Annotated in this window: 16 protein-coding genes; 7 read left to right on the top strand and 9 right to left on the bottom strand. The window is 33.9% G+C overall.

Annotation, left to right across the window (positions count from 1 at the left end; all coding sequences use genetic code 11):
- Positions 1-83 precede the first annotated feature (83 nt).
- Positions 84-2,693, top strand: coding sequence for a TonB-dependent receptor domain-containing protein (locus ACM6F9_RS15415; protein ID WP_414846522.1), 2,610 nt, complete (start codon positions 84-86; stop codon positions 2,691-2,693).
- Positions 2,694-2,826: 133 nt separating this feature from the next.
- On the opposite strand, the gene ACM6F9_RS15410 is transcribed toward ACM6F9_RS15415, so the two are convergent.
- The 7 genes from ACM6F9_RS15410 to ACM6F9_RS15380 all read right to left on the bottom strand — a co-directional run bounded on the left by ACM6F9_RS15410 (position 2,827) and on the right by ACM6F9_RS15380 (position 10,388).
- The gene (locus ACM6F9_RS15410) at positions 2,827-5,490 is read right to left on the bottom strand and encodes a hypothetical protein (RefSeq protein WP_414846521.1); all 2,664 of its coding nucleotides are present in this window, start codon (positions 5,488-5,490) and stop codon (positions 2,827-2,829) included.
- 6 nt (positions 5,491-5,496) lie between these two features.
- Positions 5,497-6,276 (bottom strand): GLPGLI family protein, encoded by a 780-nt coding sequence (locus tag ACM6F9_RS15405; RefSeq protein WP_414846520.1) that lies wholly within the window; start codon positions 6,274-6,276, stop codon positions 5,497-5,499.
- A gap of 79 nt (positions 6,277-6,355) precedes the next feature.
- A complete protein-coding gene (locus ACM6F9_RS15400; protein WP_414846519.1) occupies positions 6,356-6,646 on the bottom strand; it encodes a hypothetical protein in 291 nt (96 codons plus the stop codon).
- 23 nt (positions 6,647-6,669) lie between these two features.
- Positions 6,670-6,945 carry a hypothetical protein gene (locus tag ACM6F9_RS15395; protein ID WP_110367249.1) on the bottom strand — a complete coding sequence of 92 codons (276 nt, stop codon included), beginning with the start codon at positions 6,943-6,945 and terminating at the stop codon, positions 6,670-6,672.
- 200 nt (positions 6,946-7,145) lie between these two features.
- Positions 7,146-7,598 carry an adenylyltransferase/cytidyltransferase family protein gene (locus ACM6F9_RS15390; RefSeq protein WP_414846518.1) on the bottom strand — a complete coding sequence of 151 codons (453 nt, stop codon included), beginning with the start codon at positions 7,596-7,598 and terminating at the stop codon, positions 7,146-7,148.
- 146 nt (positions 7,599-7,744) lie between these two features.
- A complete protein-coding gene (galE, locus tag ACM6F9_RS15385) occupies positions 7,745-8,767 on the bottom strand; it encodes a UDP-glucose 4-epimerase GalE (RefSeq protein WP_414846517.1) in 1,023 nt (340 codons plus the stop codon).
- A 496-nt stretch (positions 8,768-9,263) separates the two neighbouring features.
- The gene (locus tag ACM6F9_RS15380; RefSeq protein ID WP_105701586.1) at positions 9,264-10,388 is read right to left on the bottom strand and encodes a DegT/DnrJ/EryC1/StrS family aminotransferase; all 1,125 of its coding nucleotides are present in this window, start codon (positions 10,386-10,388) and stop codon (positions 9,264-9,266) included.
- 88 nt (positions 10,389-10,476) lie between these two features.
- On the opposite strand from ACM6F9_RS15380, the gene ACM6F9_RS15375 reads away from it, so the two are divergent.
- A complete protein-coding gene (locus tag ACM6F9_RS15375; RefSeq protein WP_414846516.1) occupies positions 10,477-12,078 on the top strand; it encodes a S8/S53 family peptidase in 1,602 nt (533 codons plus the stop codon).
- A 232-nt stretch (positions 12,079-12,310) separates the two neighbouring features.
- On the opposite strand, the gene ACM6F9_RS15370 is transcribed toward ACM6F9_RS15375, so the two are convergent.
- Positions 12,311-14,845, bottom strand: a complete 2,535-nt coding sequence (locus ACM6F9_RS15370; RefSeq protein ID WP_414846515.1) for a phosphoenolpyruvate carboxylase — start codon at positions 14,843-14,845, stop codon at positions 12,311-12,313.
- Positions 14,846-14,977: 132 nt separating this feature from the next.
- Between ACM6F9_RS15370 and ACM6F9_RS15365 the strand changes: the two genes are divergently transcribed.
- From ACM6F9_RS15365 to ACM6F9_RS15355, 3 genes are all read left to right on the top strand, one after another.
- Complete coding sequence (locus ACM6F9_RS15365) at positions 14,978-15,694, top strand: hypothetical protein (RefSeq protein WP_414846514.1); 717 nt, start codon at positions 14,978-14,980, stop codon at positions 15,692-15,694.
- 114 nt (positions 15,695-15,808) lie between these two features.
- Positions 15,809-16,213: a hypothetical protein gene (locus tag ACM6F9_RS15360; protein ID WP_414846513.1), complete on the top strand. Its 405-nt coding sequence runs from the start codon at positions 15,809-15,811 to the stop codon at positions 16,211-16,213.
- Between the two features lie 37 nt (positions 16,214-16,250).
- Positions 16,251-16,856, top strand: a complete 606-nt coding sequence (locus ACM6F9_RS15355; protein ID WP_414846512.1) for a hypothetical protein — start codon at positions 16,251-16,253, stop codon at positions 16,854-16,856.
- Between the two features lie 198 nt (positions 16,857-17,054).
- On the opposite strand, the gene lpdA is transcribed toward ACM6F9_RS15355, so the two are convergent.
- The gene (gene lpdA / locus ACM6F9_RS15350; protein WP_414846511.1) at positions 17,055-18,455 is read right to left on the bottom strand and encodes a dihydrolipoyl dehydrogenase; all 1,401 of its coding nucleotides are present in this window, start codon (positions 18,453-18,455) and stop codon (positions 17,055-17,057) included.
- Between the two features lie 99 nt (positions 18,456-18,554).
- Between lpdA and ACM6F9_RS15345 the strand changes: the two genes are divergently transcribed.
- On the top strand, positions 18,555-18,962 hold the full coding sequence (locus tag ACM6F9_RS15345; RefSeq protein WP_414846510.1) for a winged helix-turn-helix transcriptional regulator: 408 nt from the start codon (positions 18,555-18,557) through the stop codon (positions 18,960-18,962).
- A gap of 148 nt (positions 18,963-19,110) precedes the next feature.
- Positions 19,111-20,274, top strand: coding sequence for an iron-containing alcohol dehydrogenase (locus ACM6F9_RS15340; RefSeq protein ID WP_414846509.1), 1,164 nt, complete (start codon positions 19,111-19,113; stop codon positions 20,272-20,274).
- The last annotated feature ends 34 nt before the right edge of the window (positions 20,275-20,308 follow it).

Raw genomic sequence — 20,308 nt, 5'->3', positions numbered from 1 at the left:
ATAATGTTTTGATAATCAAATTGATACGGATATTCAAAATATTAAGGGTTATTCTTTCACGATTTTATACAAAAAAATAACCTATGAAGAATAAGACAGAAATTGTCAATATTTTCACAAGAAAAACTTTAGGACTTACGTTAGTACTTTCAGCGGCGGCACTGGCTTTTGCACAGGAGAAAGCAGGAGTTTCCGGGACTATTGTCAACAAAAAAAATCAGCCGGTTCCTTATGCTTCTGTAACTTTCAGTAACAAAACCAACAAAACATTAAGTGATGCTGTATTGACTGATGAAAAGGGACAGTACAAGCTTCAGCTGATGCCGGGAGATTATGATATTACAGTAGAAGCTATTGATTACAAAAAAAGTGTAGTCAGCAAAAATATTGCAGCAGCAGGTAATATCGGGGCACTATCTATTGAAGCAGAATCTACTTCTACAGTTGATGGTAAAACAAAAGAAATACAAGGTGTTGTTATTACCGCTTCAGCAGCCAAACCTTATAAAGTAGAACTTGACAAAAAAACATATGATCCGTCTCAGGATATTGTAAGCAAGGGAGGAAGTCTTCAGGATGTTTTAACCAATGTGCCTTCAGTTTCTGTGGATACTGACGGAACAGTGTCTATGAGAGGGAGCACCAACGTAAAATTTCTGATCAACGGAAAACCATCAGCCCTTCTTGGAATAGATGATGGAGCTAATGCACTACAAAGTATTCCTGCAGATCAGATTGAAAGAATTGAAGTAATCACCAACCCTTCGTCTAAATTTGAAGCAAGTGGAACTTCAGGTATTTTGAATATTATTCTTAAAAAAAGTAAGAAAGTTGGCTTTAATGGTAGCGTTGTAGGATCTCTTGGATATTTCCCGAGAACTTCACTTAATACCAATCTAAGCTGGAGAAAGAACAACTGGACCTGGTTTGTGAACGGCGGCGGCGGCTACACAGAAAACAAAACCAAGAATAATTCGGAAACAACTTATCACAACATTATTTTTCCGGAAATACAGCCCAATAAACAGCCTAATGATGTTCTTGAACATCAGTTGCAAAACTCCACCAATAAGACATATAACAAAAACTATAATGTAAGTGCAGGTTTTGTGTATGATCTATCTGATAAAACCTCTATCAATTTAACAGGATTGGTCAGAACTTTTGAAGGAGACGGAGATGAGCTTCTGGAAACTTATGAGAGTTTTCACAGATTCTTCAAAGATCCATCAAATCCAAGCGGAACAACCGGAACATGGCAGTTATTAAATCCTTATGGACAAAGGGATTCTAAATCTGTATTTAACAACCTTGCATTTCAGGGAGATTTAGGAATAGATCACAAATTTGATGATAATGGTCAGAATTTATCCGTTTCATTAAGTTTGCAGAGAAACAGAAGCAATAACAATGCGAATATTCTTGAAACGAACGATCTCCTTCCGGATGTACAAGACATTACAAGAAGACATTCTGTAAGCAAAACGATTATAGGGAAAGCTGACTATGAATTGCCGTTAGGAGAAAAATCTAAACTTGAAGCAGGATATAGATTGGATGTTAATGATAATACCTATGATAACTTCGTAAGCAGTACTTCCAATAACCCTTATATCCCGAATTATAATAATAATACGGACTACAGAGAAATATTCAATGCTTTCTATTTACAGTTTAAGAGTAAAATTGGAGAAAAATTTGCTTATCAGGTAGGATTGAGAGATGAGCTTTCAAATGTTAAGATCAATTACATCAATCAAAACCCTAATGATCCGGCACTTAATAAAACTAAAAACTACAATAATTTATTTCCAAGTGTATTCTTAAGCTATGATATATCTAAGAACAACCAGATTTTAGTTAATTATTCCCGTAGAATAGACAGACCGAGATCTTTCTTTATGGTTCCTTTCCCAAATTACAGCAACAGCCAGAATATTTTTGAAGGAAATATAGATTTGAACCCATCCTATGTAGATTCATTTGAAGTAGGATATAATATTACAAGAAAAAAGTTCACGGTTAACCCTACTTTGTACTACAGACACGCAACTGACGACACTAAAATGCTGGTATACAGACCTGATGAAAGTCTTGGAGTATTCTATACGAAGCCTGTTAACTTAGGAAGTGATGATCGTTATGGATTGGATCTGAACTTTACTTATGATCCATTTGCATGGTTAAAAATTATGGGTAGCCTTGATATGTTCGGATATAAAACAACAGGAATTCAGTATTATAATGCAATAGACCGTGATAAGCAGCAACAGACCCGCTTCATGGATTTTACAGGAAGTGGTTTCTCTACCAGAGCACGTCTTAATACAACATTCAAGCTAGATAAAACGCTAAGCGTACAACTTCAGGGATTCTATAGAGGAGCTCAGAAATCTGCCAATCAAAATACTCAGGATATGTATGCGCTGAACCTTGGTGCATCCAAGACTATCTGGAAAGGAGATGGAACAATATCTTTCAATATCCAGGATATCTTTAATACAAGAAGTAGAGAAGTATTCAGTTTTAATGAAGATTATACGCGAAGAAACTATATGCAGTGGCAGCCAAGACAGTTTTCTATATCCTTGACTTATAGATTCAAGCAAGGAGAAAAAGTAGATCAACCTAAAAAGAAAAAGGATATCAATTCCAATGCAGCAGGTGATGATCAGCAAGGCGGTCCAATGTAATACAATAAAAAATCAGGAAATAAGCCTATTCAATAGAAAAATCTTTATCAAATTTGATAAAGGTTTTTTTATTAGGAATAATTGTTATTATAATCCACTTGAATGTCAAAATAGATATGGCTACTCAGATGTATCAAAAATTATACGTTATATTCATCAAAAAATATCTTGGGATAATATTTACATTGGTTGTATTTACAGAGTAATCATTAATATCTACCTCGGTTATCATTTTTTTATTCAATAGATTTTTCATAAAAAAGGATAATTCCCAATTCCTATTTACAATATATTTTATTGTATTATCAATAAAGAAATAATTTGCTTGGGATTTGGTATTGGGGTGGAAATAATCAAAACTTGCGATGATTGAAAATTTACTAAACGGCCTGGCAATAATCCTAAAACTATTATTAAATGACCTCAAAGTATTTTTTTCTTTATCTTCTACCTGAGTACTGTTTATATTGTAAGTAAGTTTATTCTCAAAATTAATTTTAAGATCAAAAACTGTTTTCCATGAAAAATCATATGTTTGAGTAACACTGTTTATTTTTCTGGTTTCAGAATTATTTAGAATGTTTTCATAATTTGAAAATGTGAGGTTTGAACTTAGCTTTAATACGCTATCCAGGAATGAAAAATATTTATCATACATAAAATCAGCACCATAAGTAGATCTTACTTTAGGAGAATAAAAATAGGTATAGTGAGTGATATAAGGTGAAATTGTTATATCTGAAAAATAATTCCCTTTATCACTTGTATAATACAATCCAAAGTTAAAATTTAATTGCTTATACAGATCATTGATAACATAACTTACCCTGCCGTTAAAAGTCTTTTGAAAGCTTAAAGAAGGTACATTACTTATTATATTCCTATTACTAATAAAGACAGGATTTACAAATAGCTTATCTTCTGAAAAAGGCTTCTGCCGATAATCTACAATGCTATTTATGAAAGCTACATCATTAATTTTATATTTCAAATAAAGTTTAGGTTCAAATACAACAGTTTTATTTTCAAGGTTTATACTGTTTAAACTTTGTCTCTGATAGTATAAATTAAAAGAAGGCTGTATATATAATCTTGATATATTGAAGTTAGCTTGCCCTGAAAGATATGTAGAAGCTTTTTTATTATTCAATAAATTGGTATAATTATTTTCCTTCGAATTATTTAAACCCAATACTTCCGAAGTATAGGTATTGGTTTCATTACTATTCCCCAAGGAAAGGAAATACTTGATATTTTTATATTTAGCCAAATAAGTTAACTGAAAATCCAATACTGATTTTTTAAAATTACTCAATTGGGTATTAAATGATGTATCATTCTCAATATTTAAATAAGGAAATGAGGACATATTTTGAGGAATATCATTCCAAGCATAGATAGTACTGAATTGAAAAGCAGACTTATCATTTAGCTTATATGTAAATTGTAAGTTTTGTTTTAAAAAAGTGTTTTTGGTTAATAAATTGGTTTCAAAATTCCTGTCACCATTTTGTAGAACCGAGCTATATTGTTGGTTACTCTCATTAGATGCTGATAATTTATATTCTAAAAGAGATCTTTTGGTTGTATTTGTTTTACTATCAATTTCTATCCTAAATAATTCCGGTTTCTTTATTGTATTATAGGTATCTGAAAGATTTATATTATCATCTATAATATAGCTTTCATTATGGATATCCTGCATGAGTTTATCTTTCAAATATGAAAGGTTTATCCTTGTACTATTCTTCTTAAATGCCTTAAATATCAAATTATAACTGCTAAAAAAAGCATTATTGCGGTTAGCTCTGGTATCTTCTAGAAAACTTGAAAATGAGTTATCATTGATGATTTTTGCTGCAGAATAATCTGAGTTTTTCTGTTGATCTATAGAGAGATTATTGGAAAAATAATCGTAGGGAGATTGATTAACTCCGATATTGTTATAAGAAAGATTTAAAAAAGACTTATACCCTTTAGCAACCTGTAATAAAGTTGAGTTGATAGAACTCACCTGTTTTACATCAGAATCAAATCCACTTGCCCAATCTATATTTCCAGAAAAATCAATTTTTCCTTTTTTGATTTTTAAATTTAAGGCAACCTTATCAGAAGATTCTATTCCCTTTAATAAAGGGTTTTCAGAATAATTTTCTATTGCCTCAACTTTTTCAACAATATCAACATTAATATTTTTTGTCCCTACAGTATAATTAGTTCCAAACAAATCATCTCCTTCCAGCTTTACAGCTTCTACTGACTTCCCTTTATATTTTATTTCTCCGGTTTTTTCATTTACCGTGATTCCAGGCATTTTTTTTAATACATCCTGAACCTTTTTGTCAGCCGGATCCTTGTATCTGGACACGTCATATACCACAGTATCTTCCTTTATCTCAAATGATTCTTTTTTTTGATTAATGATGACTTCCTGTATTGTCTTTATTTTTTCGTTCTTTAAAACAAAATCAAGAGAAATTTTTTCTTTATTATCTAATTCTACTTCCTGAACTGATGTTTCAAAATTAGCAGCATTTGCAACTATATAAATCTTTTTATACTTCTTATTGAGAACAAGATTATATACTCCGTTTTTAGTTTGAGTGAATTGATTTATTTTTTCATCACCTGCATTTTCTTTAATGAGAATATTGACAAAAGATAGTTTATTTCCCGCCTCAGAAGTTACAATGCCAGAAATAGTCTGAGAAAAAAAGCAATGAGAAAACAATAAAAAAACAAGGAACATGGTAGGTGTTCCTTTATTCATTATTTTCTCAAAAAAATGTATAATCATACAATTTTATTTTATTTCAGTAAAACCTAAATCTTCTATTGTATTATCCATTTTAATAGATCCTCCATTCCCATCTTCACTGTCTGCACTCCATTTTTTTATCAACTTCTTCAGATATTCTTTATAATTTTCTTTATACTGATCCCAAGTTATTAATTTTTCTTTTTCAAATGGATTATTAATAGGTGTATTTTTCTCTACTATTTTATATTCCTTTAGTTCAAAAGTATATAAATTATCCGTAGTTTTTGCATATACTATTACACCAGGCAATCCATAAAACTTCCATGGAGCAATATTGAATGAGACTTTAGGATCAAAATAAACAATCCAGGTTTTCCCCCGAAATTCTGTTGTTGCCTCATTATATTTTTTTCCATTATAAGTTACTGTCTCATCTGATATCTTCCATGTAAACTGATCCAGATTTTCTTTAATATAACATGCTTTCGTTAAATAAAAATTTCGGGAAAGCATATTATCCGTTTGGGAATCTTTATAATATTCTGGAGGAGAAGGCATTATAATATTTTTATAATCATCAGAAATATGTTCCACAGTTAATCCACTCTCACTAGATGTTTTTTTCGTTTCTGAAGTATCAATTAACAACTCTTGCTTTGTTTCTACAAACCAGGTTTTATTTTGGGAGCTAAGAATACTATTATATGTCTGGGTAGGAACTTTTGAATTAATTTTGAATATATATATTCCTGTAAATGTCTGAGAACTAAGTATACTAAAGCAAAGTACAAATGCCAAAATAAATAATTTATTTTTGTTCATTCCTTTTAAATTAAAAACAAGTTGTTTTTATTTCAAAACAACTTGTTATGTTACATACCAAAAATTGGCTTATTAATTTTTATTCAGTGGCCATTGAAAGATCCAAAACCTTTCTCATTAATTTTTTTGTGCAATTCTGAGAAGCAGTTTCGCAGCTTGTAAAAATACTTCCGGCAGAAGATGTTATAGTAAGGGTATTCATTCCTATCTGAACAGATGTAGAACATGATACAGTACAAAGAGAAGACTTTGCTTTTGCCGAAACTGAATTTGTAATCTTTTTAGGAGATGAAGCCGGTTCTTTAGGAGTGTTTTTAGCGCTAGCTAATCCAGCAATCATAATCGTAGTAGCTAAAATAATCTTTTTCATATATGTACAATATTAGATTTTAATTAAAGTTCATATCCAGTTGGTTCCATACCAAAAGTAGCTTTCATTTTCGTGCTACATTTCTGTTGGGCTGCTCCACAACTAGTGAAAAGATTTCCTGCTGACATAGTGTAAGTTATACTTGATCCGTTGCTATTGCTAACGGTAACGCTACAACTTACAGTACAAGTAGCTTTTTTATTTGTTTTTTTTACTTTTTTTGCTGGTTGATTAGTACCTGCAAAAGCTAAACCTGTCCCCAATGTCATACATAACATGGTTAAAATTGTTTTTTTCATGGTTGTTTTAGTTTTTAATTAATTAACGCTCAAAAAGAGTGAAAAATTATCAAATAAAAAAGTAAAATACCTTTTTTTTTATTATGTTAAGTATCACACACTAACAATTTCACAATATTTAATTCTGATTTTCAGCATATTAAAAGAGCAATATGGATAAAAAAAATCTTCATCACATTGGATAAAGATTTTTTATTTTTCTATTTTACAGGTTCTGCTTTGGCATCTTTTTCTTTTTCAGCTTCATAGATTCTTCTTCTCAGGTCGCTGGTGGAAAACCTATGGTCTCTTTTGTTGTAAAAAAGCTCAATTCCTTTCTCTTCACAGTATTTTTTACCTGTAAAGTCTCTATCCATATAATCATCTCCAATGATTCTTACATCAATCACAAATGATTTTAAAATATCCAACAAGTCTTCCTCTGTATAATAAGGGATGATTTCATCTACAGCATTCACTGCTTTCAATTGAATATACCTTTCAACAATAGTCTGGCTTGGCTTATTTTTGTTGGGACGATCGTGAGACGGGTCGATCTGAAGTCCTACGATTAAATAGTCACATACCGTTTTAGCTTCTTCAAGCATTTTGATGTGCCCTGCATGCAATAAGTCAAATGAGGAAAATGTAATACCTATTCTTTGTGTCTTCATATTAATTGTAATTTAAGACTTCTCTGACAACACACTTGTTTTTGAGGGTAAAAGCTAAGATGTTCAGGGAAGATGTTTTGTAATTTTTTATAATTATTTAAAAATTTTTCTTTCATAAGATAAGGAAAATTTCACAATCACTAAAATTATGAATTCCTTGCATTTAGATAGTGTTGCCATTCCCAAACCGTTCTTAAAGACTCCTCAAGAGACGTTTCAGATTTCCAATTGAGCTCTTTCTCCGCTTTTTCAGGGTTGGCATAAGCAATCGTAATATCTCCATCTCTTCTGGCGGAGATCTGATATGGCACTTCTACATTATTAGCTTTTTCAAATGCTTTTACCACTTCCAATACGGATGAACCTTTTCCTGTTCCTAGATTGTAAATATCTATCACTGCTTCAGATGAAGAGTCTCCTATCAGTTTCTTTAACGCTGCAACATGGGCTTTTGCCAGATCAACAACATAGATATAATCACGAACGGCTGTTCCGTCCACCGTTGGATAATCGTCTCCCCAAATGTTCAGTTTCTCTCGTATTCCTGCAGCAGTCTGCATTACATAAGGCACCAAATTATCAGGAACCCCGATTGGTAACTCTCCCAATTTTGCAGATGGATGGGCGCCAATTGGATTAAAATATCTTAATACCGAAATTTTACGGTGATAAGCTTTTGCAAAATCAATCAGGATTTCTTCTCCCATTTGTTTTGTTTTCCCATATACACTTTCAGGTGTTTTCAACTGAGTATTTTCATCTATCGGCATTACATCAGCTTGTCCGTAAACGGTACATGATGAGCTGAAAATAAAGTTAGAAATTCCTCTTTCTTTAAATTCCTGAAGAATATTAATTAATGAGAACAAATTATTCTCATAATAATCTACTGGCTTCAGCTGACTCTCTCCTACTGCTTTTGAAGCTGCAAAGTTGATACAGCCATCAATCTGATGCGCATCAAAAACCTGAGTAAGAAGTTCTTTCCTCCTCAAATCAAAAGGATAAAAAGCAGGTTTCTTCCCTGTAATTTCCTCAATATTCTTTAAAATAAATCTTTCTGAATTGGATAAATCATCTACAATAACAACTTCAAAGCCATTATTGATAAGTTCTACAACAGTATGAGAACCAATATATCCAAGCCCTCCGGTAACAAGTATTGTCATTATTTCTATTTTAATTCGTTGTGTTTTTCTTAATCTTTGTGTTTTCCTATACTTTCTATTTCATTTATTTCTATGTCTTCTTTCTCGTTAATCTTATTAAGATAAAAGATATAAAAAATGATAAAACCAATAACTCCTGTATTAAAAGTAATTACAAAGTTATAATATGAGTTATTAACATAAGTTTTAGTCAGGGTATATTCGGCATAACAAACCAAAATAAAGATCATTACAGCAAAAAAATTGAGAATAACCTTTGTAAATTTTATTTTGAAATAAATAATTAATCCTGAAATTAAATTTATAACAATATAAAAAGAGTATTTTGCAATGTTTTCAAAAATACTCTCTTTATAATATGTTGAGTAAGATGAGGAATTGTAAGAATTCAATGTATTTATTATATATATTGAATAGAGCCCTACAATAAAAAGGTGAAATCCTAAAAAGAATTTATATTTTCTCCCTTTTAAAAAAAATTCCTTCATGCTTAGTTCTATCCCATAAACTCAAGCACTGCATCCGTAATATACTTCAGCTGCTCTTCGTCTAATTCTGTATGCATTGGTAAAGAAATTACCTGATCCAAAAGCTTATCAGTATTCACAAAGTCTGCAGCATTACTTTCCTGGAAGTAAGCTTTTTGCTTTCTCAATGCTACCGGATAATAGATCATGGCAGGAATTTCTTTTTCCGTTAAAAACTTCTGAAGTTCATTACGTTTTCCGTTCAGGATTCTTAAAGTATACTGGTGGAATACGTGAGTAGAATTCTCAGCTCTTTTTGGGGTAAGAATATTCGGGTTTCCTTCGAATGCTTCATCATAAAAATCTGCTGCTCTTCTTCTTGCTTCGTTGTAAGAATCAAGATGAGGAAGTTTCTTTCTCAAAACAGCGGCCTGAATACTGTCTAGACGGGAGTTTACTCCTACCTCATCATGATAGTATCTTTCGTACATTCCATGGTTTACAATTCCTCTTAAACGGTGTGCAAGCTCGTCATTATTGGTAAAAATAGCTCCTCCGTCTCCGTAGCATCCAAGGTTTTTGGAAGGGAAGAAAGATGTTGTACCTACCGTAGACATGGTTCCTGCCTGCTTTACAGTTCCGTCAGAGAATGTATATTCTGAACCGATTGCCTGGGCGTTGTCTTCAATAACATACAAATTGTGCTCTTCAGCAATTTTCAAAATCTCTTCCATATTCGCACACTGTCCGAAAATGTGTACCGGAATAATCGCTTTTGTTCTTGGTGTAATCGCTTTTTTAATCTGTTCTGTAGAAATCGTGAATGTATCATAATCCACATCTACCAATACAGATTTTAATTTAAGCAAATGAATTACTTCTACTGTTGCAGCAAAAGTAAAATCAGCTGTAATAATTTCGTCTCCTTCTTTCAGATCTAAAGCCATCAGGGCAATCTGTAATGCATCTGTACCATTGGCACATGGGATTACATGTTTTACTTCTAAATAAGACTCCAATTCATTCTGGAAAGACTTTACTTCAGGACCGTTAATAAATGCCGCAGAATCCATTACATTCAAAACCGCATTGTCTACATCATTCTTTATTTTGTAATACTGACTTTGCAAGTCAACCATCTGAATTTTTTTCATATAATAAATATTTCTGTAAAAATAAGGAATTTAATATCCGATCAAAAATTTTATTGATTTTGTTTTTATCTTTATAGAAATTATTCTTATGAAAAAACTTTTACTCTTTTGTTTCCTAACGGGTTATCTTCATGTTTCTGCCCAAACAGAACTCGTTTTTGTTTACTTTACTGATAAGCCCAATAAAGCTGCGTTTTATGCCAACCCGTTGTCAGAACTTAGCCAGAAATCACTCAACAGACGTACTACGCTGGGAATTCCGCTTAATGATCAGGATGCTCCTATTGAACAGGCCTATCTTCAGAATCTTCAAAATTTAGGATTTACGGTTATAGATTATTCAAAATGGCTTAACGGAGCAGCGGTAAATGCCACTCCTGCTCAAAAAACGTTGCTGCAGACACAGCCTTTTGTTTTATCCATAGAAAGTTTTGCAAGAAACAGTTCAACTACTGTAAAAATGACACCCGGAAAATGGAAAGACGACGCCAGTATCAATAAAACACTTACTACTTTTAACTATGGTTCCGGTGCAGGGCAGATTGATCAGGTTAATATACGGCCTCTTCATCTTGCAGGTTTTACCGGAACAGGAATTTCCATTGCCGTGATTGATTCAGGATTTCCAACAGTGAATACCGGAACAGCCTTTTCAAGATTATGGACTGGCAACCATATTAAAGCTACTTATGATTTTGTTACCAAAACCGGAGACGTTTACAATACTTCCCTCAATGGTCATGGTTCTGTTGTTTTAGGAGCTATCGGAGGTTATCTGGAAGATACTTTTGTAGGTGCTGCACCTGATGCTGATTTCTATCTTTACCGTAGTGAGAATGCAGCTGTAGAAGTTCCCGAAGAAGAGTTATACTGGATCGAAGCTGCCGAAGAGGCAGACCGAAAAGGGGTGGAAATCATCACCTCATCATTGGGATACAATGTTTTTGATGACAGCCGTTATAATTATACTTATGCCAATATGAACGGAAATACTTCTTTCATTGCCCGCGGAGCAGGTATTGCTGCTGAAAAAGGCATTTTTGTTCTTGCCGCTGCAGGTAACTCCGGACAACAGCCATGGCATTACCTTATGACCCCTTCTGATAATGCTAAAGTATTTTCTATTGGGTCTGTGGATTCTGCAGGAACTGCCTCCGGATTTTCTTCTTTCGGACCGAATTCTCTTGGAGTGGTAAAGCCTGACGGAAGTGCTCAGGGGACCGGTACAACAACAGTGTATGATAATGCAACTCTTATCGTAAATGGAACTTCCATTGCTACTCCTATTGCTGCCGGAGGTGTAGCTTGTCTTATTCAGGCATTCCCAACGATGAACCGAGAGCAGATGAGAACAAGGTTGAGACAAACTGCTTCTCTTTATCCTGCTTCTTCAGATCAGATAGGATATGGAATTCTTAATTTCGGGAGTTTATATAATCTCGTCCTGAATACTTCTGAGATTGTGAAAAAGGAAAAGTTCTCTATCTTTCCCAATCCAGTTAAAAACATCCTGAACGTAGCATCAGAGCAAGAAATTCAGTTATTGGAAATTTATGATAATCTGGGAAGATTAGTCCGAAAAGCAAACAACCAAAAATCTATAAAAGTGGAGGATTTTGCAAAAGGAACCTATTATCTGAAAATTCAGACGAAGGATAAAGTTTTATATGAAAAATTCTTAAAGGAATAAAATGTATTATCTCTCGCAGATTGAGCATATTTTGATATTGTATTAAACATGTTGAATGTGCGAGAGATATTTTTGTAAAACTGTATAGAATATATTTTGGCTAAAGCCTAATGGATGGGTAAATAAAAAAAGAATGGGCTTCCTTCGACTACGCTCAGGATTATAACCCATTCCTATTGATATATTGATATATTGTTCTACGTTATGTACAAAACATTTTTACAAAAATAGCTTATGCCGAGTTTCTGCTCGCATTAATATTTCCGAATAAAGAACGGGTCACCAGCTTTTCATATGCTTCTTTATTTCCTTCTCCTTTCTGAATTTTCATCAAAGCATACTGCTGAATACTCAGCAATGGAAGAACAATTTTTTCACGAATTTTTACCGATTTTCTGGATAATGGATCTTCTTCCTGAAGCATTTTAAATCCTGTCAGTTCCAGCATAATATCTCTTGAAAGCTCATATTCATCGAAAAGGACATTCCAGAATGCACCGAACTTCGGATTGTTTTTAATATAGTAAGTCAAAGGGAAATAAGACTTGTTCATACTCATCATCGAGTTCAAAACTAAGGTTTTAAAGAAATCTGAACCTTTGTACAATTCTCTTACTTCTTCAAACCTTCCCTGCTCTTTCATTTTCTCCATTGCATATCCAAAACCGAAGAATCCTGGTACGTTCTGCTTTAGCTGTGACCATGACCCAACAAACGGTATCGCTCTTAGATCTTCAAACTTCAGCTCATTTCCGTTTCCTCTTTTTGACGGACGGCTTCCAATATTGGTTTTCCCGTAATATTCCAGCGTACTCATTTCCTGAAGATAAGGTACAAACATTGGGTGTGCCTTTAAATCTGAATATTTTTGATAGCTGATATCTGCCAGCTCAATAATCAAAGCTCTCTCTTTCTCTGTAAGTTCTTTTTTTGCATTTTTGAATACGTCATTTTCTACACCAGCCGTCAGAAGCTGCTCAAAGTTGTATTTTGCCTGTTCTTTATTTCCAAAAATACTGGTAATAGTCTGCCCCTGAATGGTGAGTTCGATCTTATTATTGGCAATCGTTTTTCCCTGAGAAGCATAAAAATCGTGAGTTTTCCCACCTCCTCTTGCTGGCGGGCCACCTCTACCGTCAAAGAATACGACTTTAATATTATTCTGTTCAGAAAGTTTTGTCAGGACTTCTTTTGCTTTATAAATTTCCCAGTTAGCTTTTAAATATCCTCCGTCTTTGGTTCCATCCGAGAATCCAAGCATAATCGTCTGCTGGTTCCCTCTTTTTTCAAGGTGCTTTTTATAGACAGGATTATGATAAAGTTCATTCATTACATTCTCTGCATTGGCAAGACCTTCCATGGTTTCAAAAAGCGGAACAATATCCATGTTGATATCCTCATTTTTATAACCGCAAACTTTAAAGAATGCATAGACATTCATAACGTCTTTTACTGCATCGGAATTGGAAATAATATAACGGTTCATTCCTCGCAGTCCATTCAGGTTTTGAATATCTGTAACCTGTGAAACTGTTAATAATGTATCTTTTACAATATCTTCAAAATCATTGGCATTTATTTTCTCTGAAACCTGAATCAGTTTGTTGAATTTCTGATCATAATCAACCTCTTCATTGCCATACACTTTTGCATACACTTCATCAATCACTTTCTGATGAATTCTGCTGTCCTGGCGGATATCCAACGTTGCAAAGTGAGTTCCGAAGATCATCACACGATCTCTGAAATTAACCAAAAGATCCAGAAATAAAGAGTTATGTTCGTTGATTAATATTTTCTCCGCTTCAGCTGCTTTCTTTAAAATATCTTCTGCTTTAATACTTTTTCCATCAAAAATGGCAGCATACAGTTCTTCACTTAATTCGGTCAACACTTCAGAAACGCCTCTGAAACTCAATCTTCTTCTGATAAACTTCAAATGGCTGTAATATGATTTCAGAATAGCTGAACGAAGTTCTTCCGCAACTCTTTTTGTTACCTCTGCGGTTACAAAAGGATTTCCGTCCCTATCACCTCCCGGCCAGAAACCAAGCTGAATAATATCTTCATGAAGATGAAAATGTCCGTTGCCAAAAGTCTTTTTGATCTTCGTAAACAGTTCACCAATGGTATCGTAATAGACATACCTCAGATAAGAAATAATACTTAAAGCTTCATCTATCGGAGTGGGCTTTTCTTTGTTGACAAAAGGAGTCTTCCCCAACTGCTGCAGAAGCATATCAATCTGCGTCACCGAATCCCCGGTAATAGCTCCTCTCAAATCCTGAATAATTCTTTGTACCGAACTTGGATAAAACTGAGTGGGGTGAGCAGTAAATACGACCTTTACACTAAAATCTTTTAGTTTTTCGCGGACTTTTTCAATCTTATGATCCTGAAAAGAGCGTTCAAAGAGATTTGTTACGGTACCATTATCACTTTCAGAATGGAGGTTGGGAAATGCAGCATCTTCAATACTGTCAAATAAAACGACCTGTCTTTCTATATACTGAATGATCTTGAAAAGAAGTTCCAGCTTCTGCTCTTCGTTTTGGAGATCGGTATGGTTTTTAAAGAATTCTTCAACGATATCTTCAGGAGTTTTTCCTGCTTCATAGCCGGTTCTGCTTTCTTCATAAAGAAACGGAAGCAGCATTCCGATATTCGTCATTTTATCATAAGGCAGGCTCATAAATAATGAATTGTAGATCTGGAACTTATTTTCCACAATCTGCCTGAATTTTTCTGCGCGTTGGTCATGTATCATACTAACAAATGTAAGCGATTTTGACATCAATTTAATTGACAAATGACAAAAATTAAGGCCGAAATGCAAAAAAAATAATATTAATTTTTGTTTTAAATTTGATTAGTTTTGTCCTCCATGTAAACTCTCCTAATGATTAAATTCAACTTCAACGGCAATGTAAATATCAAATCAAACGGAACAAAGGTTGATAAAAAGGGAATTAAAATCATGCTTATCATATTTGGTGTGTTTATATTTATTTGCATTTCTATGTTTATAGGGTTTAGTTCTTTTGTTTTCAACAGTATTAACTCCATGCAGGAAGCAGTAAAAGACCACAATGACCAGCAGGATAAAATTACATCTTTGCCGGTTCTGAAATGTAAAATATATGCCAATAAAACGGTGAACTCACCTATGGCAGGAAAAGAAGCCGCTTTATATCTTCTGCGTATCGGAACCGCTGAAAGAAAGAAACGCCCCATAAGAATTGATGAAGATTTTGATTATAGTGTAATTGCAGGATATTCGGAAGGAACCCAACTTTCTATTAATGGACAATTATATACTATTGATTTTAAATTAGGTATCCCGGATTATCTTGTCAGCATGGGACATTTCACTCAAGACACCTATGGTATCAATTACAAAACTCCTTCTTATTTAAAAGACTATAAACCTATAGAGAATCCTAAGATATCGATTTTAAAAGATCAGCATCCGTGGGTCAATTCATTTCTTGAACCGTATGGTCTCACCAATCTTCTGGTGAAAGAATATGTATTCAATAACGGTGATTCCATCTATATTAAAGGAAAAATTGAAAATGGACGAATTGTTCCGTTTGTAGAACATAGGGTCAACTAATTCAGATTACATTATTTTGAAAATACTCAGGGCTCGTTTTAAGCATTCATGTTTGATATAATTTTGATTACAAAACATTTATGATTAATTTTACTCTTTACACATCCATAATCCATGAAAAAAATATTTACTTTTTTACTCTTAGCAATTCTGTTCATCTCTTGTGAAAAAGATTGTTACAACCCACCACTGCCCATCATTTTTGAGTTCGTAAACTCCAATAATGAAAATATTATTGCCAATGGAACATTGACCACCTATTCGGTACAGGATGAAAATAATATTAATATCCAATTAACCAAAACATCAGACAACAAGGTTATTGTAGAAAATGTAGGTGCCTATAACGGAACAAAAAATTATAAATTTTACTCTAATATTAAAAACCTTGATTTTGCAATACAATCATCAGAATTTAAAGGTGCTTGTGATGGGTATCAAATCAATAAAATAACATTTACAGGCATAGGTATTGATGTAACTGATGAAAAAGGATATTATAAAATTGTATTGGAATAATTCTGTTTCTTAAATTTGTCCGGATAATCCATTCCCTATGAAAGTAATCATCGCATTTTCCCTGATTTTCTCTAATCTGCTTTATAGCCAGATCAAGGTGCCTGATGATTATAAAAAAATTCCTGATATCCTTGACAATGTAGAATATCTCTACCCGTTCATTGTACCGGATAAAGATTATGCTTACTGGCGTGTTCTCAGCAATGATATGGATTATGAAAAAGCTGTTATTTATGAAAGTCAGGCTCCTGACTTTATGACGATCAATGAACCTGTTCCCGAAAAAGGTTTTTTCCAGAAATGTATAGGGAATAACTGTTTTTCATACATTCTGGCATGTAAGAATGAAAAATCTGTTTATTTTTCCAATGAACAGCAATTGAGAGATTTTATCGGAACGGTAGACAATCTTCCCGAAGCTATTTTACTGGCAAAAACGTATGGTTATTCTGTGGATACGAGTAACCGATTTACCGGAGCGTATAAAATTGAAGACCGTCATATTTCCATGTATCTTATGCAGTCTAAGGGCTGTCCGGCTGGAAAAGAGTCTTTTTTCGTTAAAATCAATAGAAAAACCGCAAAACTGGAAGCGAAAAGTAATGGTATTTATGCAAAAGATGAAAACTGTACTTCTTTGTAAATGATCCTTTTGAAAAATACCACAATTGAAAATCTTATATTTTAAACCATTAAGATTTTTTAAGCAGATAAGATTAGTTAAGGCAATAGCTAAAGCTATTTTGTTTAGTACTTCGCTTAATTTTTTTATTAAAGATAGAGCTTAATTTTTCTTAAATTCTTCAAAAATCTTAATGGTCTAATTTTGAATATTATTCTTTTATATATTGATTGCTCCCTGTCCGGATGCAATCAGGTAAGCTTCTTTCAGGGTCTCAGAATAAGTAGGATGAGCATAAGAAATACGGAACATATCTTGTGCGGTCACTTCATATTCCTGAGCAATGACACCCTGAGCAATCAAATCAGCAGCTCTGGCACCAATGATGTGAACACCCAGAACTTCACCATACTTCGGATCTACCAATACTTTAGCAAAACCTTCCATATCCATTGAAGCGCGGGCCCTTGCACTGGCAGAAAATGGGAATTTCCCTACATTGTACGCTATATCATTTTGTTTTAGATATTCTTCCGTATACCCTACTGAAGCTACTTCCGGCCATGTATACACCACTGAAGGAATACGGTTGTAATGGATATGTCGTTTTTGTCCATTAATAGTTTCTGCCACAAAAACACCTTCTTCCTCAGCTTTATGAGCAAGCATTGCTCCACCAATAACATCTCCGATTGCATATATATTGGATGCTGAAGTTTGATTATTTTCATTCACTTTAATAAAACCTCTCTCATCAAGCTGTATATCTGTATTTTCAAGACCGAGGCCTTTTACATAAGGACTTCTTCCTACTGCTACCAGAATATAATTTGCTTCCATTTCGCCTTCTTCTCCGTTTTTATCTTTAAAAAATACTTTGGCTGACGAACTTGTATTTTCAGTTTTATAAACGGCATGATTAAGACGGATATCAATTCCTTCTTTTTTCAGAATTTTCTGAAGGCTTTTTCCCAGTTCATGATCCATATTCGCAATCAGGTGACCGGCATATTCCAGAATAGTTACTTTGGTTCCGATACGGTTAAAAATAGAGGCCATTTCTACTCCTATTACTCCACCGCCGATGATTACCATAGATTCCGGCTTTTCCTGCAAAGACAGGGCTTCTGTGGAAGTAATGATTCTTTTTTTATCAATTTCTACTCCCGGAATACTTGAGGGTTTTGAACCCGTAGCAATGATATAATGTTGAGCAGTGATCTCTGTAACCTCAGATTCGTTGACAATTTTTATGGTAGAATTATTGACAAAGGTTGCTGTCCCTTTTAACCTTGTAATGTTGTTTTTATTCATTAAAAAGTTCAGTCCGCCGGTATTTTTTGAAACCACATCTGCTTTTCTTCTGTACATTTTGGAAAAATCAAGTTCTATAGTGTTCAGTTTAATCCCATGCTCATCAAACTTGTGTTGTGCTTCTGAATAATGATGGGTACTGTCCAATAAAGCTTTGGTAGGAATACAGCCCACATTGGTACATGTTCCTCCTAATGCATCATACTTTTCTATAATCACTGTTTTATACCCCAGCTGAGCGCTTCGTATAGCTGCCACATATCCTCCGGGTCCTGAGCCAATTACGGCAATGTCATAATGATCCATTTGATTTATTTATTTTTTATGATTAAATTTACTTGCAAAATAAAAGCAAAATTAAAACAAACACTTTCATTTTGCAAGTGTTATTTTTAAATTAACAAAATGAGTAAAAAAAGATCAGACTGCCCCATCAGCTGTTCACTGGAAATGTGGGGTGACAAATGGTCTCTGCTAATCATAAGAGATCTTATGCTGAAAAAGGAATGTACGTATGGTGACTTCCTGAAGGCAGATGAAAAAATAGCAACCAATATTCTGGCTACAAGGCTTCAAAACCTTTTAGACGATGGAATTATTGGTAAAAAAGATCATCCGGACAGTAAACTGAAAATTCTTTATTTTCTGACTCAGAAAGGGATAGATCTTATTCCTGTGATTGTAGAAATCAATCTTTGGGGTGACCAATACCTCACTATTCCTGATGAAAGAAAAAAACTATTGGAAGAGATTAAAAAAGATAAAGCAGCCTTTATAGAAAGAGCAAAAACCTATCTTTCTTCTGAATTGTAATATTGAGATGAAAAAGGAATAGAAAACAGGAATCAAAACAGCTCAAGGCAATAGCTTTCATAAAAATGAATTATAGCAATTTTAAAATTTCATTAACTCACTTTTCCTTTTTCATTCCGTAAATTTGACTTAAAATAAATTTAGAACAATGCTTAATTTCGAGTTTAAAAACCCAACAAAAATACTTTTCGGGAAAGGTGAAATTGCTAAAATTTCCAATGAAATTCCTAAAGACGCAAGAATATTAATGATTTACGGTGGTGGAAGCATCAAAAGCAATGGCGTTTATGACCAGGTAAAACAGGCTTTGACAGACCATGAAGTATATGAGTTTGGCGGAGTGCCGGCCAATCCGGAATATGAAATCCTGATCAATGCATTAAGCTTTATTAAAGAAAAAAATATCACTTATCTTCTAGCTGTAGGTGGTGGATCTGTGATTGACGGTACCAAATTCCTTTCCGCAGCTGCCAATTACGATGGTGAACCATGGGATATCCTGAGAAAATCGGTAAGAACATTTGAAGGACAAGGAATGCCTTTTGGAAGTATTTTAACACTACCTGCAACAGGTTCGGAAATGAATTCTGGCTATGTAATCTCAAGAAGAGAAACCAATGAGAAATTGTCTTCAGGAGGACCTGGACTTTTCCCTCAGTTTTCCGTACTGGATCCGGAAGTGATCAGATCTATTCCAAAAAATCAAATTGTGAACGGAATTACTGATGCCTATACTCACGTTTTGGAACAGTATATGACAGCTCCTTCTTCTGCTGATCTTCAGGAAAGAATTGCAGAAAGCATTCTGATCAGTCTACAGGAAACAGCTCCTAAAGTACTGGCTGATGACTTCAGCTACGATGCTGCAGGAAACTTCATGTGGTGCTGCACAATGGCGTTGAACGGATTAATCCAGAAAGGAGTAATTACAGACTGGGCAGTACACGCTATGGGACACGAGCTGACAGCTTATTTTGGTATTGACCATGCAAGAACGCTTGCGATTATAGCACCATCTCATTACCGTTATAATTTCGAAGATAAAAAAGGAAAACTGGCTCAGTACGCTGAAAGAGTTTGGGGAATTAAAGACGGAACTATAGAAGAAAAAGCAGAAATAGGAATTAAAAAAATGGAGGAATTCTTCCACAGTCTTCATATCAAAACTAAACTATCCGAATATACAGAGGATTATAACGGAACTGCTGAAAAAGTTGAAAAAGCCTTTACAGATAGAAATTGGTTAGGTCTTGGAGAATATAAAAAACTGACTCCTCAGGATGCTTATAAGATTGTAGAGATGAGTTATTAAAGGATTTGGGGTGAGAGATGCGAGTTTCGGGGTA

This window comes from Chryseobacterium sp. IT-36CA2 (genome assembly GCF_949767875.1).
GTDB lineage: Bacteria > Bacteroidota > Bacteroidia > Flavobacteriales > Weeksellaceae > Chryseobacterium.
Note: the sequence above shows the minus strand (reverse complement) of the source record. Positions and strands in the feature narration are given on the sequence as shown.

Excerpts from the sequence above, each read along its gene's own strand:
- ACM6F9_RS15415 (WP_414846522.1), top strand. The coding sequence starts at position 84 with ATGAAGAATAAGACAGAAATTGTCAATATTTTCACAAGAAAAACTTTA.
- ACM6F9_RS15410 (WP_414846521.1), bottom strand. The coding sequence starts at position 5,490 with ATGATTATACATTTTTTTGAGAAAATAATGAATAAAGGAACACCTACC.
- ACM6F9_RS15405 (WP_414846520.1), bottom strand. The coding sequence starts at position 6,276 with ATGAACAAAAATAAATTATTTATTTTGGCATTTGTACTTTGCTTTAGT.
- ACM6F9_RS15400 (WP_414846519.1), bottom strand. The coding sequence starts at position 6,646 with ATGAAAAAGATTATTTTAGCTACTACGATTATGATTGCTGGATTAGCT.
- ACM6F9_RS15395 (WP_110367249.1), bottom strand. The coding sequence starts at position 6,945 with ATGAAAAAAACAATTTTAACCATGTTATGTATGACATTGGGGACAGGT.
- ACM6F9_RS15390 (WP_414846518.1), bottom strand. The coding sequence starts at position 7,598 with ATGAAGACACAAAGAATAGGTATTACATTTTCCTCATTTGACTTATTG.
- galE (WP_414846517.1), bottom strand. The coding sequence starts at position 8,767 with ATGACAATACTTGTTACCGGAGGGCTTGGATATATTGGTTCTCATACT.
- ACM6F9_RS15380 (WP_105701586.1), bottom strand. The coding sequence starts at position 10,388 with ATGAAAAAAATTCAGATGGTTGACTTGCAAAGTCAGTATTACAAAATA.
- ACM6F9_RS15375 (WP_414846516.1), top strand. The coding sequence starts at position 10,477 with ATGAAAAAACTTTTACTCTTTTGTTTCCTAACGGGTTATCTTCATGTT.
- ACM6F9_RS15370 (WP_414846515.1), bottom strand. The coding sequence starts at position 14,845 with ATGATACATGACCAACGCGCAGAAAAATTCAGGCAGATTGTGGAAAAT.
- ACM6F9_RS15365 (WP_414846514.1), top strand. The coding sequence starts at position 14,978 with ATGATTAAATTCAACTTCAACGGCAATGTAAATATCAAATCAAACGGA.
- ACM6F9_RS15360 (WP_414846513.1), top strand. The coding sequence starts at position 15,809 with ATGAAAAAAATATTTACTTTTTTACTCTTAGCAATTCTGTTCATCTCT.
- ACM6F9_RS15355 (WP_414846512.1), top strand. The coding sequence starts at position 16,251 with ATGAAAGTAATCATCGCATTTTCCCTGATTTTCTCTAATCTGCTTTAT.
- lpdA (WP_414846511.1), bottom strand. The coding sequence starts at position 18,455 with ATGGATCATTATGACATTGCCGTAATTGGCTCAGGACCCGGAGGATAT.
- ACM6F9_RS15345 (WP_414846510.1), top strand. The coding sequence starts at position 18,555 with ATGAGTAAAAAAAGATCAGACTGCCCCATCAGCTGTTCACTGGAAATG.
- ACM6F9_RS15340 (WP_414846509.1), top strand. The coding sequence starts at position 19,111 with ATGCTTAATTTCGAGTTTAAAAACCCAACAAAAATACTTTTCGGGAAA.